This window comes from Streptomyces sp. NPDC001493 (genome assembly GCF_053597235.1).
Window position 1 is genome coordinate 351,365 of the sequence record NZ_JBSFHV010000004.1, and the last position, 18,318, is coordinate 369,682.

At 73.1% G+C, this 18,318-nt stretch carries 14 protein-coding genes; 3 read left to right on the top strand and 11 right to left on the bottom strand.

All coding sequences use genetic code 11. The annotated features are described in order from the left end of the window. The first annotated feature begins 13 nt into the window (after positions 1 to 13). Positions 14 to 880, top strand: a complete 867-nt coding sequence (locus ACWCWD_RS09200; RefSeq protein ID WP_450771387.1) for a peptidoglycan-binding protein — start codon at positions 14 to 16, stop codon at positions 878 to 880. Positions 881 to 955: 75 nt separating this feature from the next. Here the strand turns inward: ACWCWD_RS09200 and ACWCWD_RS09205 are convergent, their stop codons facing one another. The 4 genes from ACWCWD_RS09205 to ACWCWD_RS09220 all read right to left on the bottom strand — a co-directional run bounded on the left by ACWCWD_RS09205 (position 956) and on the right by ACWCWD_RS09220 (position 7,342). Then, complete coding sequence (locus ACWCWD_RS09205; protein WP_450771389.1) at positions 956 to 2,533, bottom strand: YfbK domain-containing protein; 1,578 nt, start codon at positions 2,531 to 2,533, stop codon at positions 956 to 958. 184 nt (positions 2,534 to 2,717) lie between these two features. Further along, positions 2,718 to 3,635 carry an ABC transporter permease gene (locus ACWCWD_RS09210; protein WP_450771391.1) on the bottom strand — a complete coding sequence of 306 codons (918 nt, stop codon included), beginning with the start codon at positions 3,633 to 3,635 and terminating at the stop codon, positions 2,718 to 2,720. Beyond that, positions 3,632 to 6,385, bottom strand: a complete 2,754-nt coding sequence (locus tag ACWCWD_RS09215; RefSeq protein WP_450771393.1) for an alpha/beta fold hydrolase — start codon at positions 6,383 to 6,385, stop codon at positions 3,632 to 3,634. The genes ACWCWD_RS09210 and ACWCWD_RS09215 overlap by 4 nt, the downstream gene beginning before the upstream one ends. A 126-nt stretch (positions 6,386 to 6,511) precedes the next feature. Then, positions 6,512 to 7,342 carry a response regulator gene (locus tag ACWCWD_RS09220; protein WP_450771395.1) on the bottom strand — a complete coding sequence of 277 codons (831 nt, stop codon included), beginning with the start codon at positions 7,340 to 7,342 and terminating at the stop codon, positions 6,512 to 6,514. Between the two features lie 133 nt (positions 7,343 to 7,475). On the opposite strand from ACWCWD_RS09220, the gene ACWCWD_RS09225 reads away from it, so the two are divergent. Beyond that, positions 7,476 to 9,104 (top strand): sensor histidine kinase, encoded by a 1,629-nt coding sequence (locus ACWCWD_RS09225; RefSeq protein ID WP_450771396.1) that lies wholly within the window; start codon positions 7,476 to 7,478, stop codon positions 9,102 to 9,104. A gap of 69 nt (positions 9,105 to 9,173) precedes the next feature. Here ACWCWD_RS09225 and ACWCWD_RS09230 read toward each other — a convergent pair whose 3' ends face one another. Further along, the gene (locus ACWCWD_RS09230) at positions 9,174 to 9,776 is read right to left on the bottom strand and encodes a DUF4291 domain-containing protein (RefSeq protein WP_450771397.1); all 603 of its coding nucleotides are present in this window, start codon (positions 9,774 to 9,776) and stop codon (positions 9,174 to 9,176) included. A 91-nt stretch (positions 9,777 to 9,867) separates the two neighbouring features. Continuing rightward, positions 9,868 to 10,251 (bottom strand): hypothetical protein, encoded by a 384-nt coding sequence (locus ACWCWD_RS09235; RefSeq protein ID WP_450771399.1) that lies wholly within the window; start codon positions 10,249 to 10,251, stop codon positions 9,868 to 9,870. A gap of 437 nt (positions 10,252 to 10,688) precedes the next feature. Here ACWCWD_RS09235 and ACWCWD_RS09240 point away from each other — a divergent pair, with 437 nt between their 5' ends. Then, positions 10,689 to 11,225, top strand: a complete 537-nt coding sequence (locus ACWCWD_RS09240) for a lamin tail domain-containing protein (RefSeq protein ID WP_450771401.1) — start codon at positions 10,689 to 10,691, stop codon at positions 11,223 to 11,225. A 274-nt stretch (positions 11,226 to 11,499) separates the two neighbouring features. On the opposite strand, the gene ACWCWD_RS09245 is transcribed toward ACWCWD_RS09240, so the two are convergent. The 5 genes from ACWCWD_RS09245 to iolC all read right to left on the bottom strand — a co-directional run bounded on the left by ACWCWD_RS09245 (position 11,500) and on the right by iolC (position 18,108). After that, the gene (locus ACWCWD_RS09245; RefSeq protein WP_450771402.1) at positions 11,500 to 13,002 is read right to left on the bottom strand and encodes a CoA-acylating methylmalonate-semialdehyde dehydrogenase; all 1,503 of its coding nucleotides are present in this window, start codon (positions 13,000 to 13,002) and stop codon (positions 11,500 to 11,502) included. A gap of 93 nt (positions 13,003 to 13,095) precedes the next feature. Then, positions 13,096 to 15,192 (bottom strand): 3D-(3,5/4)-trihydroxycyclohexane-1,2-dione acylhydrolase (decyclizing), encoded by a 2,097-nt coding sequence (iolD, locus tag ACWCWD_RS09250; protein ID WP_450771404.1) that lies wholly within the window; start codon positions 15,190 to 15,192, stop codon positions 13,096 to 13,098. Continuing rightward, entirely contained in the window at positions 15,141 to 16,040 is a 900-nt protein-coding gene (gene iolB, locus ACWCWD_RS09255; RefSeq protein WP_450771405.1) for a 5-deoxy-glucuronate isomerase, read from the bottom strand. Before iolB ends, iolD begins: the two co-directional genes overlap by 52 nt. Beyond that, entirely contained in the window at positions 16,037 to 16,963 is a 927-nt protein-coding gene (locus ACWCWD_RS09260) for a Cgl0159 family (beta/alpha)8-fold protein (RefSeq protein ID WP_450771406.1), read from the bottom strand. Before ACWCWD_RS09260 ends, iolB begins: the two co-directional genes overlap by 4 nt. Continuing rightward, entirely contained in the window at positions 16,960 to 18,108 is a 1,149-nt protein-coding gene (gene iolC / locus ACWCWD_RS09265) for a 5-dehydro-2-deoxygluconokinase (protein ID WP_450771408.1), read from the bottom strand. The genes ACWCWD_RS09260 and iolC overlap by 4 nt, the downstream gene beginning before the upstream one ends. Positions 18,109 to 18,318 lie beyond the last annotated feature (210 nt).

The window sequence follows — 18,318 nt, forward strand, 5'->3', positions numbered from 1 at the left end:
AGGGAGCACCACCATGGCAACCCCCTTGTCCGCCGACACCCTGCTCAAGGCCCTCCGCGATGAGGGGCTGAAGGTGGTGGAGTACAAGAGCTGGCGCACGAACAACCGTGACCACAAGGGCCCCTGGGGCCCGGTCAACGGCGTGATGATCCATCACACCGTCACTTCCGGCGTCGCGAGCTCCGTGGAGCTCTGCTACTCCGGACGCTCCGACCTCCCCGGGCCGCTCTGCCACGGGGTCATCGACAAGGAGGGCACGGTCCACCTGGTGGGCAACGGCCGTGCCAACCACGCCGGGCTCGGCGACGACGACGTGCTGCGCGCGGTGGTCGCCGAGGCGGCGGATCTGCCCGCCGACAACGAGGCCAACACGGACGGCAACACCCACTTCTACGGCTTCGAGTGCATCAACCTCGGCGACGGCCAGGACCCCTGGCCGGTCGCCCAACTGCTGGCGATCGAGCGGGCGTCGGCGGCGCTCTGCCGCGCCCACAAGTGGTCCGAGCGTTCGGTGATCGGGCACCTGGAGTGGCAGCCGGGGAAGGTCGACCCGCGCGGCTTCCCGATGTCCGCGATGCGCGACCGGGTCGGGGTCCGGCTCGGCGCGGGCCCGGACGGGCCGATCCCGGAGCCGTACGAGCCGTTCCCCGGGGCCGGGTTCTTCACCATCGGACGCAACAGTCCGATCATCACCGCCATGGGCAAGCGGCTCGTGGCGGAGGGCTGCGACCTGTACGCGGTCGGGCCCGGGCCCACCTGGTCGGCGTCCGACCGTGCGTCGTACGCCGCCTGGCAGCGCAAGCTCGGGTACGTCGGCGACGCGGCCGACGGTGTCCCGGGCGAGGACAGCTGGGCGAAGCTCAAGGTCCCGAACGTGTGAGAAGGGGAAGCGGCGGAGCCGGGGCGGCCCATGGGTTCGGCCGCCCCGCCCCGCCGGTTCCGTCCGGACCGCCCCTCAGCCCATCTCGCCCTCTGCCGGTGCGCTCGGCATCCCGCCCGTCCCGCCCGTGAGTGCGGCAGCCTGGCTGATGGCGTCGGCCAGCTTGGCCACCGAGCCGTCCTCGGTCTCGGCGGCCAGTTTCCGCGCACGGGACGTGAGTTCACCGAGCCCCGGGGCGCCGGGAAGGGATCCCCCGCGCAGGATGTCGGCGAAGTAGGCGGCCACCGCGGTCACTTGGAGGCGCTCGTCGGAGCCGCCCCAGAGCGCTCCGTCGATGGCGCCGGTCTCCACCGAACCGGTCGCCTCCCGCGCCTTGCGGGTCGCCGGGTCGAGCCAGCGCACGGTGGCGGTGGCGACGTGGCCGGAGGCCTTCTCGCGCAGGCGTACGGCGTAGAGCGCGGTCACCGTGTGCCCGGGGCCGACCTCGCCGCCGTCCACGTTGTCGTCGCGGAAGTCCTCGTCGGCGACGGCCCGGTCCTCGTACCCGATGAGCTTGAACTGCTGGACCGTCTCGCGGTCGAACGCCACCTGCGCCTTGGCGTCGCGGGCGCGCAGCTGGACGTGGGCCGGGAGCTGGTCGACGAAGACCTTGCGGGCCTGGGCCTCGTCGGAGACGTAGGTGGTGTTGCCGTCGCCCTTGTCGGCGAGGCGTTCCATCAGGGCGTCGCCGTAGTCGCTGCCGACGCCGACGCCGAAGAGGGTGATGCCGTACTCGCGCCGTGAGCTGTCGATCCGCTCCAGGATCGCGTCGGCGTCCGTCTCGCCGGTGTTGGCGAGGGCGTCGGAGAGGAGGACGACCCGGTTGGTCGCGCCCTTTCGGCGGCCCTCGACGGCTTCGTCGTAGCCGCGTTCCACCCCGGCGGCGACATTGGTGGCGCTGTCCGTGCGGAGCGACTCGACGGCCTCCCGGATCTTCGTGCGGTGGCCGCTCAGCGGGGTCATCGGGATGACGGTCTCGGCCTCGTCGCTGAAGGTGACCAGGGCCACCGAGTCGTCGTCGCGCAGTTGCTCGGTGAGGTACGCGAGCGAGGATCGCACCAGGTCCAGGCGGCCGGTCTCGGCCATGGAGCCGGAGATGTCGACGACGAAGGTGAGGGCGGCGGGCGGTCTCGGCGAGGTGTCGTCGGCGGCCTTGGTCGCCAGGCCGACCCGCAGCAGGGACCAGCCGTCCGCCCCTCCCCCGGCGCGGGCTCCGTCGACGCTGACGGAGAAGCCGTTGCCGCTGGGGCGTTCGTACCCCTGCTTGAAGCTGTTGACGAACTCCTCGGGCCGCACGGTCTCCGGCTTCGGGAGCTGCCCGTCGCCGAGGACGCGGCGCGCGTATCCGTAGCTCGCGGTGTCCACGTCGAGCGCGAAGGTGGAGAGGTAGTCGGGCGCGGCCTCGTCCCCCTTCGCCTGCTCGCCCGCGTCGCCCGGCGCGGTGGCCGCGGGTACCGGGCCGCCGCGCTTGTCCGCGGCGAAGCCTTCGGACGCATGGTTGCCCGAGCCGCTCGCCGAGCATCCGGCGAGGAGTGCGGCGCTCACCAGCAGGGCGGCGAGTGCCGCGCCCGCCCGTGCCCGGCCCGCCGGGCGTCTCGATGTGCCGTGGTTCATCTCTGGCCCCCATGTCGTCGACGTCTGTGAATGTGACGCGCGAGGGGGCCGCCGGGAGCCGTCGAACCGGTTGCGGATGAATCTCGATGCGGTGACGGAACGCCGCCGAGGGGCGTCCGGGACGCGGAACATCAGGGTCCGGACACGGGCTCCTCACGGAGCGGTGTCCGGACCGGCCCGGGGCCTACGACACGATGTCCTTGCGGCTGAATCCCCGGAAGGCCAGGGCGAAGAGGATCAGCGCGTACGTCACCGACACGGCCGAGCCCTTGATCATGCCGCCCCACTCCAGTTCGGGCTGGAGGGCGTCGGCCCAGGCGAACTGCCAGTGCGCGGGCAGGAAGTCGCGCCAGTGGCCGAGTGCGGTGACCGCGTCCAGGACGTTGCCGACGATGGTCAGGCCGACCGCGCCGCCCACCGCGCCCAGCGGTGCGTCCGTCCGCGTCGACAGCCAGAACGCCAGTCCCGCGGTGACGAGTTGGGAGACGAAGACGAAGGCGACGACCAGCGCGAGCCGGGGCAGCGCGGCGGACTGGGCGAGTTCGCCGCCGGTCGGCAGCTGGAGCGGTCCCCAGCCGTAGGCCGCCCCTCCGGCCGCGAGGGCCACCAGCGGGAGCAGCACCATCGCGGCCAGGCTGAAGCCGAGGGCGACGACGAGCTTGCTCCACAGCAGCCGGGTGCGCGGGACGGGGGCGGCGAGGAGGTAGCGCAGTGAGGACCAGCTCGCCTCGGAGGCCACGGTGTCCCCGCAGAACAGCGCCACCGGCACCACCAGCAGGAAGCCCGCCGAGACGAACAGGTTGACGGCGGCGAAGTTGGCCGCCGAGGCGGTGGCGGTGTCCATCAGGTTGATCCGGTCGGCCCCGGAGCCTCCCCGGGAGCCGGGGGTGCCGCCGATGGCGAAGGCGACGATCAGGATGAAGGGGAGGGCCGCGAGCACCCCGCCCATGAGCAGGGTGCGGCGGCGGCGCAGTTGCCGCATCGCCTCGACGCGGAGCGGGAGGGTGCGCCGGGGGTGGTAGCCGGGTGCGCCGGGTGCCTCCGTGGTTCCGGCGGGGCCGGAGCCGGGGGAGGTACCGGGGCCGGTGAGGACGTCGCTCATGCGGAGCCTCCGGAGATCAGGGTGAGGAACGCGTCCTCCAGGCGGCGGTGCGGTCCGGCACCGGTGAGCGGCACGTCGAGCCGGACGAGTTCGGCGATCAGCGAGGCGGTGGTGGCGCCGTCGAGCCGTACGAGGAGCCCCCGCCCGTCCTCGGTGGGGACCGCGGAGGCGACGCCCGCGAGCGCCTCGATCTTGCGGAGCACCGGTTCGGTGACCTCCTCGGCGGTGGTGACGAGCAGCATGTCGCCGGAGCCGGTGATCTCGGCGACGGGACCGGCCTGGACGAGCCGCCCCCGGTCCATGACCACGAGGTGGGTGCAGGACTGTTCGACCTCGGAGAGGAGGTGGCTGGAGACGATGACGGTCCGGCCGCCGGCCGCGTAACGGATCATCACGTCCCGCATCTCGCGGATCTGCGGCGGGTCGAGGCCGTTGGTCGGCTCGTCGAGGATGAGGAGGTCGGGCATGCCGAGCATGGCCTGGGCGATGGCGAGGCGCTGGCGCATGCCCTGGGAGTAGGTGCGTACGGCCCGGGCGAGCGCGTCGCCGAGGCCCGCGATCTCCAGCGCTTCGTCGATGCGGGAGTCCTCGGCGGGGCGGCCGGTGGCCTGCCAGTACAGCTCCAGGTTGGCGCGGCCGCTCAGGTGCGGCAGGAAACCGGCGCCTTCGACGAGCGCGCCGACGCGGGAGAGTACCGGGGCGCCGGGCCGGATGGCCTGGCCGAAGACGCGGATCTCGCCCGCGTCGGGGGTGATGAGGCCCATCAGCATCCGCAGGGTGGTGGTCTTCCCGGCGCCGTTGGGGCCGAGGAGTCCGAGCACCTGCCCCTGTTCGACACGGAAGCCCAGGTCCTTGACGGCGTAACGGTCCGCCGCGCCCGCGTACTTCTTCGCGAGCCCGGAGATCTGGAGCGGTACGCCCGCGAGCGCCGGGTCCGGGGCGGGCGTCGCGGTGCGGCGGCGCGCGGTGAGCAGCAGGACGGCGGCGATCAGGAGGGCGGCGGCCGGAAGTCCCCAGGTCCACCAGGGGAGTCCGGCGGCCGCCGCGGTCAGTCCGGCGTCGGTGGGTACGGAGAGCGGGCCGTCGACGGTCACGGTGTACGTGTTCGGCTCGGCCGGTGACGCGTAGCCGAGGTCGGTCGCGGAGAGCACCAGGCGGAGGCGGTGTCCGGCGTCGAAGGCGTGGTCGACGGCGGGCAGGGTCAGCTCGACGGGCCTGCCCTGCTGGTCGGGGGTGATCCGGAAGGGGGCGACGAGCTGGGCGGGCAGCTCCTGGCGCTTGCCGTCCGGCGCGACGTCGTACACCTTGCCGAAGAGGACGGCGTCGCCGGTGCGGGCCTTGACGGTGACCTTCACCGTGGGGGTGCCGGTGGCGCGGACCGAGGAGGTCAGCGGGGCGCTGTCGAAGGTGGCGTGCTGGCCGGGGAAGTCCAGGGAGAGGCCGACGCCGAGGGAGGAGAGCTGGGAGAGTCCGGCGCCGAGTCCGGGGACGGCGGAGATCGCGGGCGGGCTGCCCCCGGCCGGGTTCCGGACGGTCACGGTGTTCGGGGCGGCCGGGGGGCTGCCGTCGGCCGGGGTGCTTCCGGCGCTCGCGGTGCTTCCGTCGGCCGGGGTGCTGCCGGCCGTCGGGGTGTCCGGGCCGGAGCCGGTCGCCTCGAGGGCGAACTCCTGGGCGCCGCCGCGCAGTCCGGGGTAGGTGTCGGCGCTCGCGCCCCTGGTGAGGGCGGCCCCGTCGGTGGAGTCGACGCCGCCGGTGCGGGTGACGCGGAAGGCGGGGCCGGTGTCGGCACCCTTGTCGCCCTTGAGGTAGCGGTCGAACCAGGAGCCGATCCGGTTCTGGACGCGGGCGTCCTCGGTGTCGCCGCCGTCGTGGCCGCCGGCGATCCAGTCGACGGAGACCGGTGCGCCGTTGCCGGAGACGGCCTTCGCCATGGCGTCGGCCTGGCCGAGGGGGAAGAGCGAGTCGGTCTGGCCCTGCACGATGAGGGCGGGCACGTCGATACGGTCGGCGACGGCGGAGGGCGAACGTTCCGTCAGCAGGGCGCGAGCCTCGGCGTCCGGTACGCCGCTCGCCGCGACACGTTCGTACATCGCGCAGAGCCGGGGCTCGAACTTCTCGCAGCCACCGCCGCTGCTGACGAAGATCCCGGCCCAGAGCTTCTTGAACACCCCGTCCGGGAAGAGCGCGTCGGCGAGGTTCCAGTAGGTGATGACGGGCGCGATGGCGTCCACCCGGTCGTCGTACCCGGCGGCGAGGAGGGAGACCGCGCCGCCGTACGAGGCGCCGGTGACGCCGACGCGCGGGTCGCCCTTGCCGTCGAGCTCGACCTCGGGGCGGGCGGCGAGCCAGTCGATGAGGCGGGAGACGTCCGCGACCTCGGCACCGGGGTCGTTGAGGCCGATCTTTCCGCCGGACCTGCCGAACCCGCGCGCCGACCAGGTGAGGACCGCGTACCCGTCCGTCGCGAGCTTCTCGGCCTCGGCGCGCACGTCGTCCTTGCTGCCGCCGAAGCCGTGGCCGAGCAGTACGGCGGGGCGCCGCCCGCCGCCGCCGGCGGTGAAGTACGTGGTGTCCAGGGGCACTCCGCCGTCGCGGATCGTCCGGTCCTGGTGGTGCACGACGGGTGTGCCGTCGTCGGCCACGGCGGTCCAGGTGCCGGCGCCGGCGAGCACGACGAGTGCGGCGACGGCCGCCGCCCATCGGCCGCGCGCGCGGGGCCACCGGAGCCGTCGTGCGGTAGAGGTCTCCATGTCACGACCCTAAAGCCGGGCGGCGGGCGTTCCCCGGGCCGGAGGGCGGAACCGCCCGGCCTCCTTGAGAGGTACGGCCCCGGGGCGCGTACTGCGGACGCGGTACGCGCCCCGGGGCCGGTGTTCTCAGCCGTCCAGGCGGTGCTGGGGCGGGACGGCGGTCTCCAGGAAGAAGCTGTCGATGCTCTGGACGGTGTGGACGAAGTCGTCCAGGTTGACCGGCTTGGTCACGTAGGCGTTGGCGTGCTGCGTGTAGGCGTCCTGGACGTCGTCGGGCGCGGCCGAGGTGGTGAGGACCACGATCGGGATGCTGGAGAGCTGCTCGTCGTTCTTGAGCACGCCGAGCAGCTCGCGGCCGTTCATGCGGGGCATGTTGAGGTCGAGCACGATCAGGTCCGGGCGGTCCTTCGCGGGGTCGCGCAGGTACTCCAGGGCGGACACCCCGTCGTCGACCCGGTTGATGCCCCGCGCCATCCCGCGCTCGATCAGGGCCTCCTCGATGAGCATGGCGTCGGCCACGTCGTCCTCCACGAGCAGGACGGTGTAGGTGCGCCGGGGTGCAAGGCCGTTCATGTGGGGGCTCCGGTGATCGTTGGGCAGGGGTCGGGAGGGGGGTCGTTGGGTGAAGACCAGGCCGGGCCAGCGTTTGCGGGCTCCCTGCCGGCTGACGCCCCAGGCGCTGCCCAGCTGCGGGTAGCCCGCCCCCTCGTCGACGGCGGCGCGGGCCGCCCGGGCGGCGCACTCGTCCACCGCGCGGCTGAGGAGGGCCAGCGCACGCAGGGCGGCCAGCGGGTCGGTCCAGTTCTCGTCCGCCGGGGTGCCGCTGGCGTCGCGGTCCTCCCCGTACGGGACGGCGTCCGGCTCCAGCGCCAGGCGCTGCGCCAGGTCCGCGACCGCGCGGCGCGCGCGGTCGGCGAGCTCGTCGGTCCCGGGACGCGCCGAGGTCTCCACTGTCATGGCCGCACCGTAGCCGGAGGGGAAGGCCCCCGACAACCTGCGTTGTCGTCGGGGTAGGGTGACCCGCGCTCCGGTGGGTACTGGAGCCCGTGATCCACCCACCGTTTCCCAGCCGAGCGAGAGGCAAACCACCGTGCAGAGCGCCGAAGAGGGTTCCCGGCCGGCCGAGCTCCGGCCGGAGCGGGACCGGCCCGGCTGGAGCACCAGCCGCTGGCTCGTCACGGGCACCACCGTGGCCCTGGTGGTGCTGCTCGTGCTCGGCAGCTGCGGTACCTGGGCCCTGGTCCGGTCCACGGCGGTCAATCAGCGGCTCATCGGCCGCTGGTCCCCCGCACTGATCTCCTCGGTGCGCATGGAGGCGGCACTGGTCAACCAGGAGACGGGCATCCGCGGTTACGGCCTGGCCGGGGACGCGGAGTTCCTCGACCCCTACCGCGCCGGTCTGGCCCAGCAGAAGACCGCCATGGCTGAGCTGGAGAACCTCACGGCCGGGGACGCACGTGCCTCGGCCGATCTCGCGCGGGTGGACGAGCTCGCGGAGAAGTGGCACGCTTCCGTCGCCCGGCCCATCGCCGCCGCCGCGGACCCGACGGCTCTGGCCCAGCAGCGCGCGGAGAGCGGGCGGTCCCAGTTCGACGCGGTGCGCGCCGCGCTCAGGGTCCAGCAGGAGCACATCTCCGCGGAGCGCGACCGGGCCCTCAGTGATCTGGCCTCCGTGCGCACCATGCGCAACACGGTCTTCATCGTGATCGCCGCCGTGGTGCTGGCGGTGATGGCCCTGTCCTTCGCGGGGCTGCGGCTGGGGGTGCAGCGGCCGCTGGACCGGCTGCGGGCCGACGTCCGCAAGGTCGCCTCCGGGGACTACGCGCACGCGCTGATCCCCACCGGCCCGGCCGACATCCAGGTCCTCGCCGCCGACGTGGACGCCATGCGGCGCCGGCTCTCGGAGGACCTCGAACTCAAGGACCGGGCCCGGGCGGCGCTCGACGCCCAGACCGTCGAACTGCGCCGCTCCAACGAGGAGCTGGAGCAGTTCGCGTACGTCGCCTCGCACGACCTCCAGGAACCCCTGCGCAAGGTGGCCAGTTTCTGCCAGCTGCTGGAACGGCGGTACGCCGAGCAGCTCGACGACCGGGCCAGGCAGTACATCTCCTTCGCCGTCGACGGCGCCAACCGCATGCAGCTCCTCATCAACGACCTGCTGACCTTCTCGCGCGTCGGCCGCCTCCACACCGACGACCAGCAGGTCGACCTGGCGGGCCTGGTGCGGCGGACGGTCGGCGATCTGGACGTGGCCGTCCAGCAGACCGGCGCCACCGTCACCCATGACGAGCTGCCGGTGGTCCACGGGCAGCCGACACAACTCGGCCTGGTGCTGCAGAACCTGATCTCCAACGCGATCAAGTTCCGCACGCCCGGCACCGCGCCCGCCGTCCACGTCGCCGCCCGCCCGGTACCGAATCCGGGCCGTGAGGGGAGCGCGGAGAGCAAGCGCCCGTTCTGGGAGATCTCGGTGACCGACAACGGCATCGGCATCGCGCCCGAGTACGCGGAGCGGGTCTTCGTCATCTTCCAGCGGCTGCACACCCGCGAGAGCTACGAGGGCAACGGCATCGGCCTGGCGCTCTGCAAGAAGATCGTCGAGCACCACGGCGGGTCGATCGCCGTGGACACCTCCTACACCTCGGGCACCCGCTTCGTCTTCACCCTGCCGGGCGTGGTGGACGAGGACGAGGGGGCGGAAATCACGGCTCCCCACTGATCACCGCCGGGACGTGCCGGGCGTCGCCCGACAGGCGGGACTCCCACCGCACGGCCCACGGCTGAGCCCTCATCCTGACCGCGGGCGGGGCGCCCCGGCTCCCCCCGCGTACGGCCTCTCCTCCGGCAGCAGGGCGGTCGCCGCGTCGAGGTCTCCGGCGCGGACCAGCTGGTGGATCTCCCGGGCGAGCGGGGTGACGTCGGTGACGGAGACGGTCCACTCGTCCGCGTACCGCGCCGCCGCCTCGCCGGACAGGCCGAGCTGGAGCGAGCGGTACGGGAGCGGGTTCAGCCGCAGGTCGCGCTCGGGGTCCCACTGGACGCGGGCGGGGGCGCGGCGGAGGCTGCGGCTCCAGGCGGCGCGGTCGGGGTGGAGTCCGCGTACGTAGTGGGAGAGTTCGGCGTTCTCCAGGGCCCACTCGAACCCCTCGCGGGTGATCTCGACGGCGAGGACCGTCTCCTGTCCCTCCTTGGTGGCCCAGCCGCAGCGGTACATCATCCAGAGGAAGCTCGGCTTGATCCAGGTCATCCGGTCGCGCTTCCAGGCCGGCGGGAAGCGGCCGTCGCGGGCGGCGGGCAGGCCGATGTGCGGTGCGTACGCCTGGTGGACGGTGACCGTGGTGTCGGTGTGCCGGGCCCGGATCTCGTACTGGGGTGCGGTCATGCCGACCATGGTGCGCGGGCCCGCCTGTCCGCCGCACCGGCTTTTCCCCAGTGCGGCGGACCGGCTCTTCCCTGGTGCGGCGGACCGGTGGGCGGGCCCGTCAGCGCTCGGTGGCGTCGTCCCCGGGGTCGCCCGAGGGGCCGCTCTCGGCCTGCAGCGCGAGGTCGCGGAGCACGTCGGTGGAGGAGACGTCGGTCTGGCCGGAGTCGTGCACCCGCGCCAGCATCGTGTAGGCGAGCGTGAAGGCCCCCACCAGCTGCTCGACCGCGCCGCCCACCTCGCGGCCGATCAGAGCGGCCATCTCCTCGACGGTGGCGTCCCCGGGGATCGCGATGCGCGGCATCGTCTCGTTCAGCAGGGCGGTGACGACGCTGCCCTCCATGTCGACGTCGTCGCGCTCCACGTTCTCTTCGAGCAGCCGCTGGATCTCGCCGGCTTCGGTGAGGATGCCGATCACTCGCTTCAGGACTTCCCTCTGCTCCATCCCGCGAGCATAGGCGCCCGGACCGGCGCGTTCCGGATGTTCAGCCGCCGCACAACCGCCTCCCCTCGAACGGTTCGGCGAGTCAGTCGGAAACATGCAGACTCCCATTCGATTTGACCGATAACTGCCGTTACGTTCCTCCACCTTCTTCACAGGGCGCACACAAGGTGGCGTCGGGCGGAGCGCGAAACATCCGGAGCCGACGCCACCCTTGCGGCACAAGGGTGGGTGCATTGCGCACCATTTGACAGGGTCCCGACGATTGTGGCGAGTGCCAGCTACATCCGTTCATAACGGAAATGTCTGCACTGTGTAACCGCGCTCCGGAGCGACTTCCGGCCATCGGTGAATCCGGACAGAGTCTGTGCTCCCGGCAGCGAACGCCGGGGCCGAGAACCGCCCGGACCTCCCCGTCCGGGCCTGTACCGAGGGGTCCCATGTCCCGTACCGCACGACGGATCACCGCTACTGTCCTCGCGTCCGGCGCGCTGCTGGCGGTCGCCGCTCTGCCGGCCTCCGCGGACGGCCACGACCGCGGGCACGACCGCGTCCAGCCCGCCCCGCGCTCCTCCGTCGTCCTGGGCAAGGTCCAGTACGACAGCCCGGGCCGCGACAACCGCTCCAACCGTTCGCTGAACGACGAGTGGGTGACCGTCACCAACACGTCCCGTCAGGCCGTCAACCTGCGCGGCTGGACGCTCACCGACGAGAGCCGCCGCACCTACCGCTTCGACCTGCGTCTCGAGGGCCGTTCGTCGGTGCGCGTCCACACCGGTGTGGGCCGTGACAGCCGCACGGACGTCTACCAGGACCGCAACAACTACGTCTGGGACAACAGCGACACCGCCACGCTGCGCGACTCGCGCGGCCGGAAGATCGACGAGAAGTCGTGGGGCCGTCACGGCCGCGACGACAACCGCGGTCGTGACGGCCGTGACGACAACCGCGGCCCCGGTCGCGGCAACCACCGCTGAGCGCACCGGAGGGGCCAGGCCCCACCGGGTGACGAGGCGGTACGGCACGGCCCGGGCAGGCGCGCGCTGACCGGGCACGGCCGGGAAGAAACGATCGGCTGAGCGGTACCGATCGGCAGGGAAGTACCGATCGGCTGGGACGTACCGATCGGCTGAGCGGAAACGAATCGACGGCGCCCCGCGGCAATCCGGCCGCGGGGCGCCGCGTCGTTCGTCGGCGGGTCCCGGGGCGGCGGTGCGGGGCGGCGGCGCGGGGCGGCCCGGGGCGCCGGGTTCAGTGGTTGCGCGGGAAGCCCAGGTCGACGCCGGACGGGGCGTCGGCCGGGTCCGGCCAGCGGGTGGTGACGACCTTGCCGCGCGTGTAGAAGTGCACCCCGTCGTTGCCGTAGACGTGGTGGTCGCCGAAGAGGGAGTCCTTCCAGCCACCGAAGGAGTGGTAGCCGACCGGGACCGGGATCGGCACGTTCACGCCGACCATGCCGGCCTGGATCTCCAGCTGGAAGCGGCGGGCGGCGCCGCCGTCGCGGGTGAAGATCGCGGTGCCGTTGCCGTACGGGGAGGCGTTCATGAGGGCGACGCCCTCCTCGTACGTCTCGGCGCGCAGCACGCAGAGGACGGGGCCGAAGATCTCGTCGCGGTAGGCGTCGGAGTCGGTGGAGACGCGGTCCAGCAGCGAGATGCCGATCCAGTGGCCGTCCTCGAAGCCCTCCACGGTGTGGCCGGTGCCGTCGAGGACGACCTCGGCGCCCTGCGCGGCGGCCCCGGTGACGTAGGAGGCGACCTTGTCGCGGTGGGCGGCCGTGATCAGCGGGCCCATCTCGGAGGAGGGGTCGGTGCCGGGGCCGATCTTGATCTTCTCCGCGCGGTCCTTGATGCGGGCGACCAGTTCGTCACCGATCGCGCCGACCGCGACGACCGCCGAGATCGCCATGCACCGCTCGCCGGCGGAGCCGTACGCGGCCGAGACCGCCGCGTCGGCGGCGGCGTCCAGGTCGGCGTCGGGCAGCACCAGCATGTGGTTCTTCGCGCCGCCGAGCGCCTGGACGCGCTTGCCGTTCGCGGAGGCCGTGGCGTGGATGTAGCGGGCGATCGGGGTGGAACCGACGAAGGAGACGGCGGCCACGTCGGGGTGGGTGAGCAGCGCGTCGACCGCGGTCCTGTCGCCGTGCACGACGTTCAGCACCCCGTCCGGCAGCCCGGCCTCGGCGGCCAGTTCGGCGAGGAGCACCGCGGCGGACGGGTCCTTCTCACTGGGCTTGAGGACGAAGGTGTTGCCGCAGGCGATGGCGAGCGGGAACATCCACAGCGGCACCATGGCCGGGAAGTTGAACGGGGTGATCCCCGCGACGACGCCCAGCGGCTGGCGGATCGAGGAGACGTCCACCCCGCCGGACACCTGGGTGGAGAGCTCGCCCTTGAGCTGGGTGGTGATGCCGCAGGCCAGCTCGACGATCTCCAGACCCCGGGCCACCTCGCCCAGCGCGTCGGAGTGCACCTTGCCGTGCTCGGCGGTGATCAGCGCGGCGATCTCGTCGCGGCGGGCGTCGAGCAGGGCGCGGTAGCGGAAGAGGACGGCGGTGCGGGCCGCGAGGGAGGAGAGGCCCCAGGTCGCGTGGGCGGCCTTGGCGGCGGTGACGGCGGCGTCCACCTCCTCGACGGAGGCGAAGGCGACGCGGGTGGTGGCGGCGCCGGTCGCGGGGTCGGTGACCGGGCCGTACGCGCCCGACGTGCCCTCGACGGTCTTGCCACCGATCCAGTGGTGGACGGTCCTGGTCATGACGATCTCCTTCGGACTTCAGAGACTTCAGAGACTTCGCAGGCTTCTCGGAACGTCAGAACTTCCCGGTGTCGGAGCTGGGCCTCCCCGGCTTCAGAGGCGGCGGTACCGGGTCGCCCGTCGGCGGTCGTACACCTCGCGGGCCTCCACCGCCGCCGGGCGGGTGGCCGTCTCGGCCACGGGCACATCCCACCACGCCTGCGCCGGAGGGGGGCCCGGAACACGGTCGGGGGCGGGGCCTTGGGGGTGGGCGGACGGCGGCGGGGCCAGGGTGACGTGGACGCAGACGGGGTGGTCGGCGGCCCGTGCCTCGGCGAGGGCGGCGCGGAGTTCGCCCACGGTGCGGGCGCGCAGGGACCGCATGCCGAGGGAGGCCGCGTTGGCGGCGAGGTCGACCGGGAGCGGGTCGCCGGTGAACGCGCCGTCGGGGTCCCGGTGGCGGTAGTCGGTGCCGAAGCGTTCGCCGCCGACGGCCGCCGAGAGCCCGCCGATGGAGGCGTACCCGTGGTTGTCGAGCACCACGAGCTTGACCGGCAGCCGCTCCTGGACGGCGGTGACGATCTCGGTCGGGTTCATCAGGTACGTACCGTCGCCGACGAGCGCCCAGACCGGGCGGCCGGGGGCGGCGAGCTGGACGCCGATGGCCGCCGGGATCTCGTAGCCCATGCAGGAGTAGCCGTACTCGACGTGGTACTGCCGGGGCGAACGTGCCCGCCACAGCTGGTGCAGGTCGCCGGGGAGCGAGCCGGCGGCGTTGATCAGGACGTCGTCCTCGGTGACGAGGGCGTCCAGCAGGCCGAGGACCTGGGTCTGGGTGGGTGCGGCACCGGGATCGGGGGCGGCGAACGCGGTGTCCACCCGGGCCTCCCAGCGCGCCTTGGCCGCCGTGTACGCGCGCTCGTAGCCGGGTTCGACCCGGTGGCCGAGGGCGCCGAGGGCGGCGGCGAGCGCTTCGAGGCCGGTACGGGCGTCCGCGACGAGCGGGAGGGCGGCCTGCTTGTGGGCGTCGAACCCGGTGACGTTGAGGTTGACGAACCGGGTCGCCGGGTCGGGGAAGAGAGTGGCGGAGGCGGTGGAGAAGTCGGTCCAGCGGGTGCCGACACCGATCACCAGGTCGGCCTCGCGGGCCAGTTCGTCGGCGGTGGCGGTACCGGTGTGGCCGATGCCGCCGACGTCCTGCGGGTGGTCGTGGCGCAGCGTGCCCTTGCCCGCCTGGGTGGTGGCGACGGGGATGCCGGTGGCCCGGGCGAACGCGGCGAGGGTCTCCTCGGCGGCGCTGTGCCGCACCCCGCCGCCCGCGACGAGCACCGGCCGGCGGGCGGCCCGCACCGCCCGGACGGCCCGGTCCAGCTCGTACGGGTCGGGGGCGGGGCGGCGTACGTGCCAGACCCGCTCGGCGAGGAACTCCTCGGGCCAGTCGTACGCCTCCGCCTGCACGTCCTGCGGGAGCGCGAGGGTGACCGCGCCGGTGGAGACCGGGTCGGTGAGGGTGCGTACGGCCTGGAGCGCGGCGGGGATCAGCGCCTCGGGGCGGGTGATCCGGTCGAAGTACCGGGAGACCGGCCGCAGGCAGTCGTTGACCGACACGTCTCCCGCGTACGGGACTTCGAGCTGCTGGAGCACGGGGTCGGCGGGGCGGGTGGCGAAGGTGTCGCCCGGGAGGAGGAGGACGGGCAGGTGGTTGACGGTGGCGAGGGCGGCGCCGGTGACGAGGTTGGTGGCGCCGGGGCCGATGGAGGTGGTGACGGCGTGGGCGGAGAGCCGCCCGGACTGCCGGGCGTAGCCGACGGCCGCGTGGACCATGGCCTGTTCGCTGCGGCCCTGGAGGAAGGGCATCCCGGAGGAACCGGAGCACTGCATGTCCTGGACGTCCTGGGCGTCCTGAGCGGTCTTGGTGTCCTGGGCGGTGTTGGTGTCCTTGAGGCCCGGGCCCTGGGCGGTCTTGGTGTTTTTGAAGCCCGGGCCCTGGAAGGTCTTGATGTCGCCGTACTCCAGGAGTGCCTGGCCGATGCCGGCGACGTTGCCGTGGCCGAAGATGCCCCAGGTGGCGCCGATCAGCCGTTGCCGCTGTCCGTCGCGCTCGGTGTACTGCCGGGCGAGGAAGGCGATCAGGGCTTGCGCGGTGGTCAGACGGACGGTCACCTGCGGTCCTCCGGGGCGGCGTACAGCGGGAGCCGGGGGTCGGCCCATTGGGTGTCCCAGGTCTCCCTGATCCAGGCGTGGTCGGGGTGGTCGCGGATCAGCCAGGCGCGTTCCTCGTCCGGCCCGGCCATCACGTTGAGGTAGTAGAGGGCGCCCTCCGGGGGTGCGACGGAGGGACCGTGCCAGCCGTCGGGGACGAGGACGGCGTCGCCGCCGCGTACCTCGGCGAGCACGTCCGAGCCGCCGGGGCGGGACGGTGAGACGCGGTGGTAGCCGGGGCCTCCGCGCTCCAGTTCGAAGTAGTAGATCTCCTCCAGCACCGACTCCACGCCGGGTTCGGCCTCGTCGTGCTTGTGCGGCGGGTAGGAGGACCAGTTGCCCGCCGGGGTGAGGACTTCGACGGCGATGAGCCGGTCGCAGCGGAAGGTGTCGGCGGCGGCGAAGTTGTTGACCTGCCGGGCGCAGATGCCGGAGCCGCGCAGTTCGACGGGTACCTCCGACGCGGGGCCGTAGCGAGCGGGGAGCTGTCGCTCGCACTTCGCTCCTGCCAGGGCGAAGCGGCCTCCCGCGCCGGAGGAGATCTGTGCGGTGGCATCGCGCGGTAGGTACGCGAAGTCGGCCACCCCGCTGAACACGCTCTCACGGCCGGTGAGTTCAAAGATGTCACCTGCCGTGTGCACCGTACAGCCGCCGGTCAACGGCAGAACGATCCATTCGCTCTCCCCGGTGACGAGTGTGTGAACTCCGCCCGGCGGCAGATCGAGCACCCGAAGGCTCGACCGCTCCCATCCGGCCCGCTCCGGCCCGATGTCCAGGGCGTACGGGGCGTCTTCGGGGCCGCTCCTCAGATGCAGGGGGCGGTGGTGCGCCTCGTCGGTGCCGTGGTGCGTCGTCATGGTGTCTCCCTGCCCTCACCGGTGGTGCGCGGCCGGAGCAGCCCGACCGCCGTGTCGACGGCCCGCGCGACGTCCCCGTCCGGCGGGTAGAGCAGCGCCCGGCCCACCACGAGGCCGCGCACGGTCGGCAGCCGCAGGGCGCCGCGCCACTTCTCGTACGCCCCCTCCAGGTCGTCGCCGACCTCGCCGCCGAGCAGCACGGCGGGCAGCGTTGAGGTCTCCATCACCCGGGCCATGTCCTCGGGGCGCTCGGTGACGGGGACCTTCAGCCAGGTGTACGCGGACGAGCCGGCGAGCCCGGAGGCGACGGCGATGGCGGTGGTGACGGCCGGGATGCTGAGGTCCGTACGGAGCCGGCCGTCCTCCCGGTGGCAGAGGAAGGGCTCCACGAAGACGGGCAGCCGGTGGGCGGCCATCGCGTCGACGGTTCGGGCGGCGGTGTGGAGGGTGTCGAGGGAGCCGGGGTCCTCGTGGTCGATGCGGAGCAGCAGCTTGCCCGCGTCGAATCCGCGCCGGGCGAGGTCCAGGGGGCGGAAGCCGGTGAAGCGGTCGTCCAGTTCGAAGGCGGCTCCCGCGAGGCCGCCCCGGTTGAGCGAGCCCATGACGACCTTGTCCTCCAGGGCACCGAGGAGCAGCAGGTCGTCCACGATGTCCGCGGTGGCGAGCACTCCGTCGACACCGGGGCGGGAGAGGGCGAGGCAGAGGCGTTCGAGGAGTTCGTAGCGGTGCGCCATGGCGAGGGCCCGGCCGCCGACGGCGAGTGCCCCGCGCGCCGGGTGGTCGGCGGCGAGGATGAGCAGCTGTTCGCCGGGGCGCGCGAGGGGCCTGCGGCGCCTGTGGGAGGCGGCCTCCACGATGGCCTCCGGGTGCTCGGCGCGCAGCCGTACGAGGTCGGCGAGAGAGGAGGCGGCGGCCGGGCTCACGTGTCCGCCCCGGCCGGGAGCGGGGGTCGGGCTACGGGGCCGGGGCCGTCCGGTTCACCCGGTTCATCTGGTTCACCCGGTCCGTCCCGTCCGTCCGGGGCGTCCGGTCCGTCCGGTCCGTCCGGTCCGTCCGGTCCGTCCGGGGTGACCTCTCCGCGGGCGAGGGCGGCCTCCACCTCGGCGGGGAAGGGCATCGCGGACGAGCAGGCGAGCCGGGAGGCGACGATGGCCCCGGCGGCGTTGGCGTACCGCATCACGTGTCCGGTCTCCCATCCGGCGAGCAGCCCGTGGCAGAGGGCCCCGCCGAACGCGTCGCCCGCGCCGAGTCCGTTGACGACGCGCACGGGGAGCGGGGGCACTTCGGCGACCGTACCGTCGCGGTGGACGGCGAGCACCCCCTTGGGCCCCTGTTTGACGACGGCCAGTTCGACTCCGGCGTCGAGGAGCGCGCGGGCGGCGGCGTACGGTTCGTGCTCCCCGGTGGCGACGGCGCACTCCGCCAGGTTCCCGACGGCGACGGTGGCGAACGCGAGGGCTTCCCGGTAGCGGCGCGGGGCTTCGGGGTCGGCGTCGCCGCCCTTCCAGAACATCGGCCGCCAGTCGAGGTCGAACACGGTGACGGGCCGCCGCTCGGGTGCGCCGGGCGCCGGGGCCGTTCCGGGGCCGCCCGTACGGGCGTCGAGGGCGGCGAGGGTCGCACCGCGGCTGGGTTCGGCGCTCAGGCCGGTGCCGGTGACCCAGAAGATCCGGGCGGCGCGCACCGCGTCCAGGTCGAGTTCGTCCGCGCGGATCTCCAGATCGGGCGCCTTGGGCAGGCGGTAGAAGTAGAGCGGGAAGTCGTCGGGCGGGAACAACTCGCAGAAGGTGACCGGTGTCGGGTAGGCGGCCACCTCGCCCACCCACCGGTCGTCCACTCCGAACTCCCGCAACTGCGCGCGCAGATACGCGCCGAAGGGGTCCCGCCCGGTACGGGTGACGACGGCGGTACGGAGTCCGAGCCGCGCACCGGCCACCGCCACGTTGGAGGGCGAGCCCCCGAGGAACTTGCCGAAGGCGTCGACCTGGGCGAGGGACACCCCCGTCCGCAACGGGTAGAGGTCCACCCCGATCCGGCCCATGGTGATCAGGTCGTACGGCTGAGGCATACGCATCCTTTCCGACGCCGCGCACCGATCCGGCACGGACCACATCCACACGGATCACATCCACCGCGGATCCCATCCGCCATGGATCCCGTCCGCCACGGATGCCGACCGCCGCGCATGGCATCCGCCACGGATCACGGGACAGCCCTACCCCGAAACACCGTCAACATTTGGCCGGGACATGCGGACGCGCCCTTGACTCCACCGGGA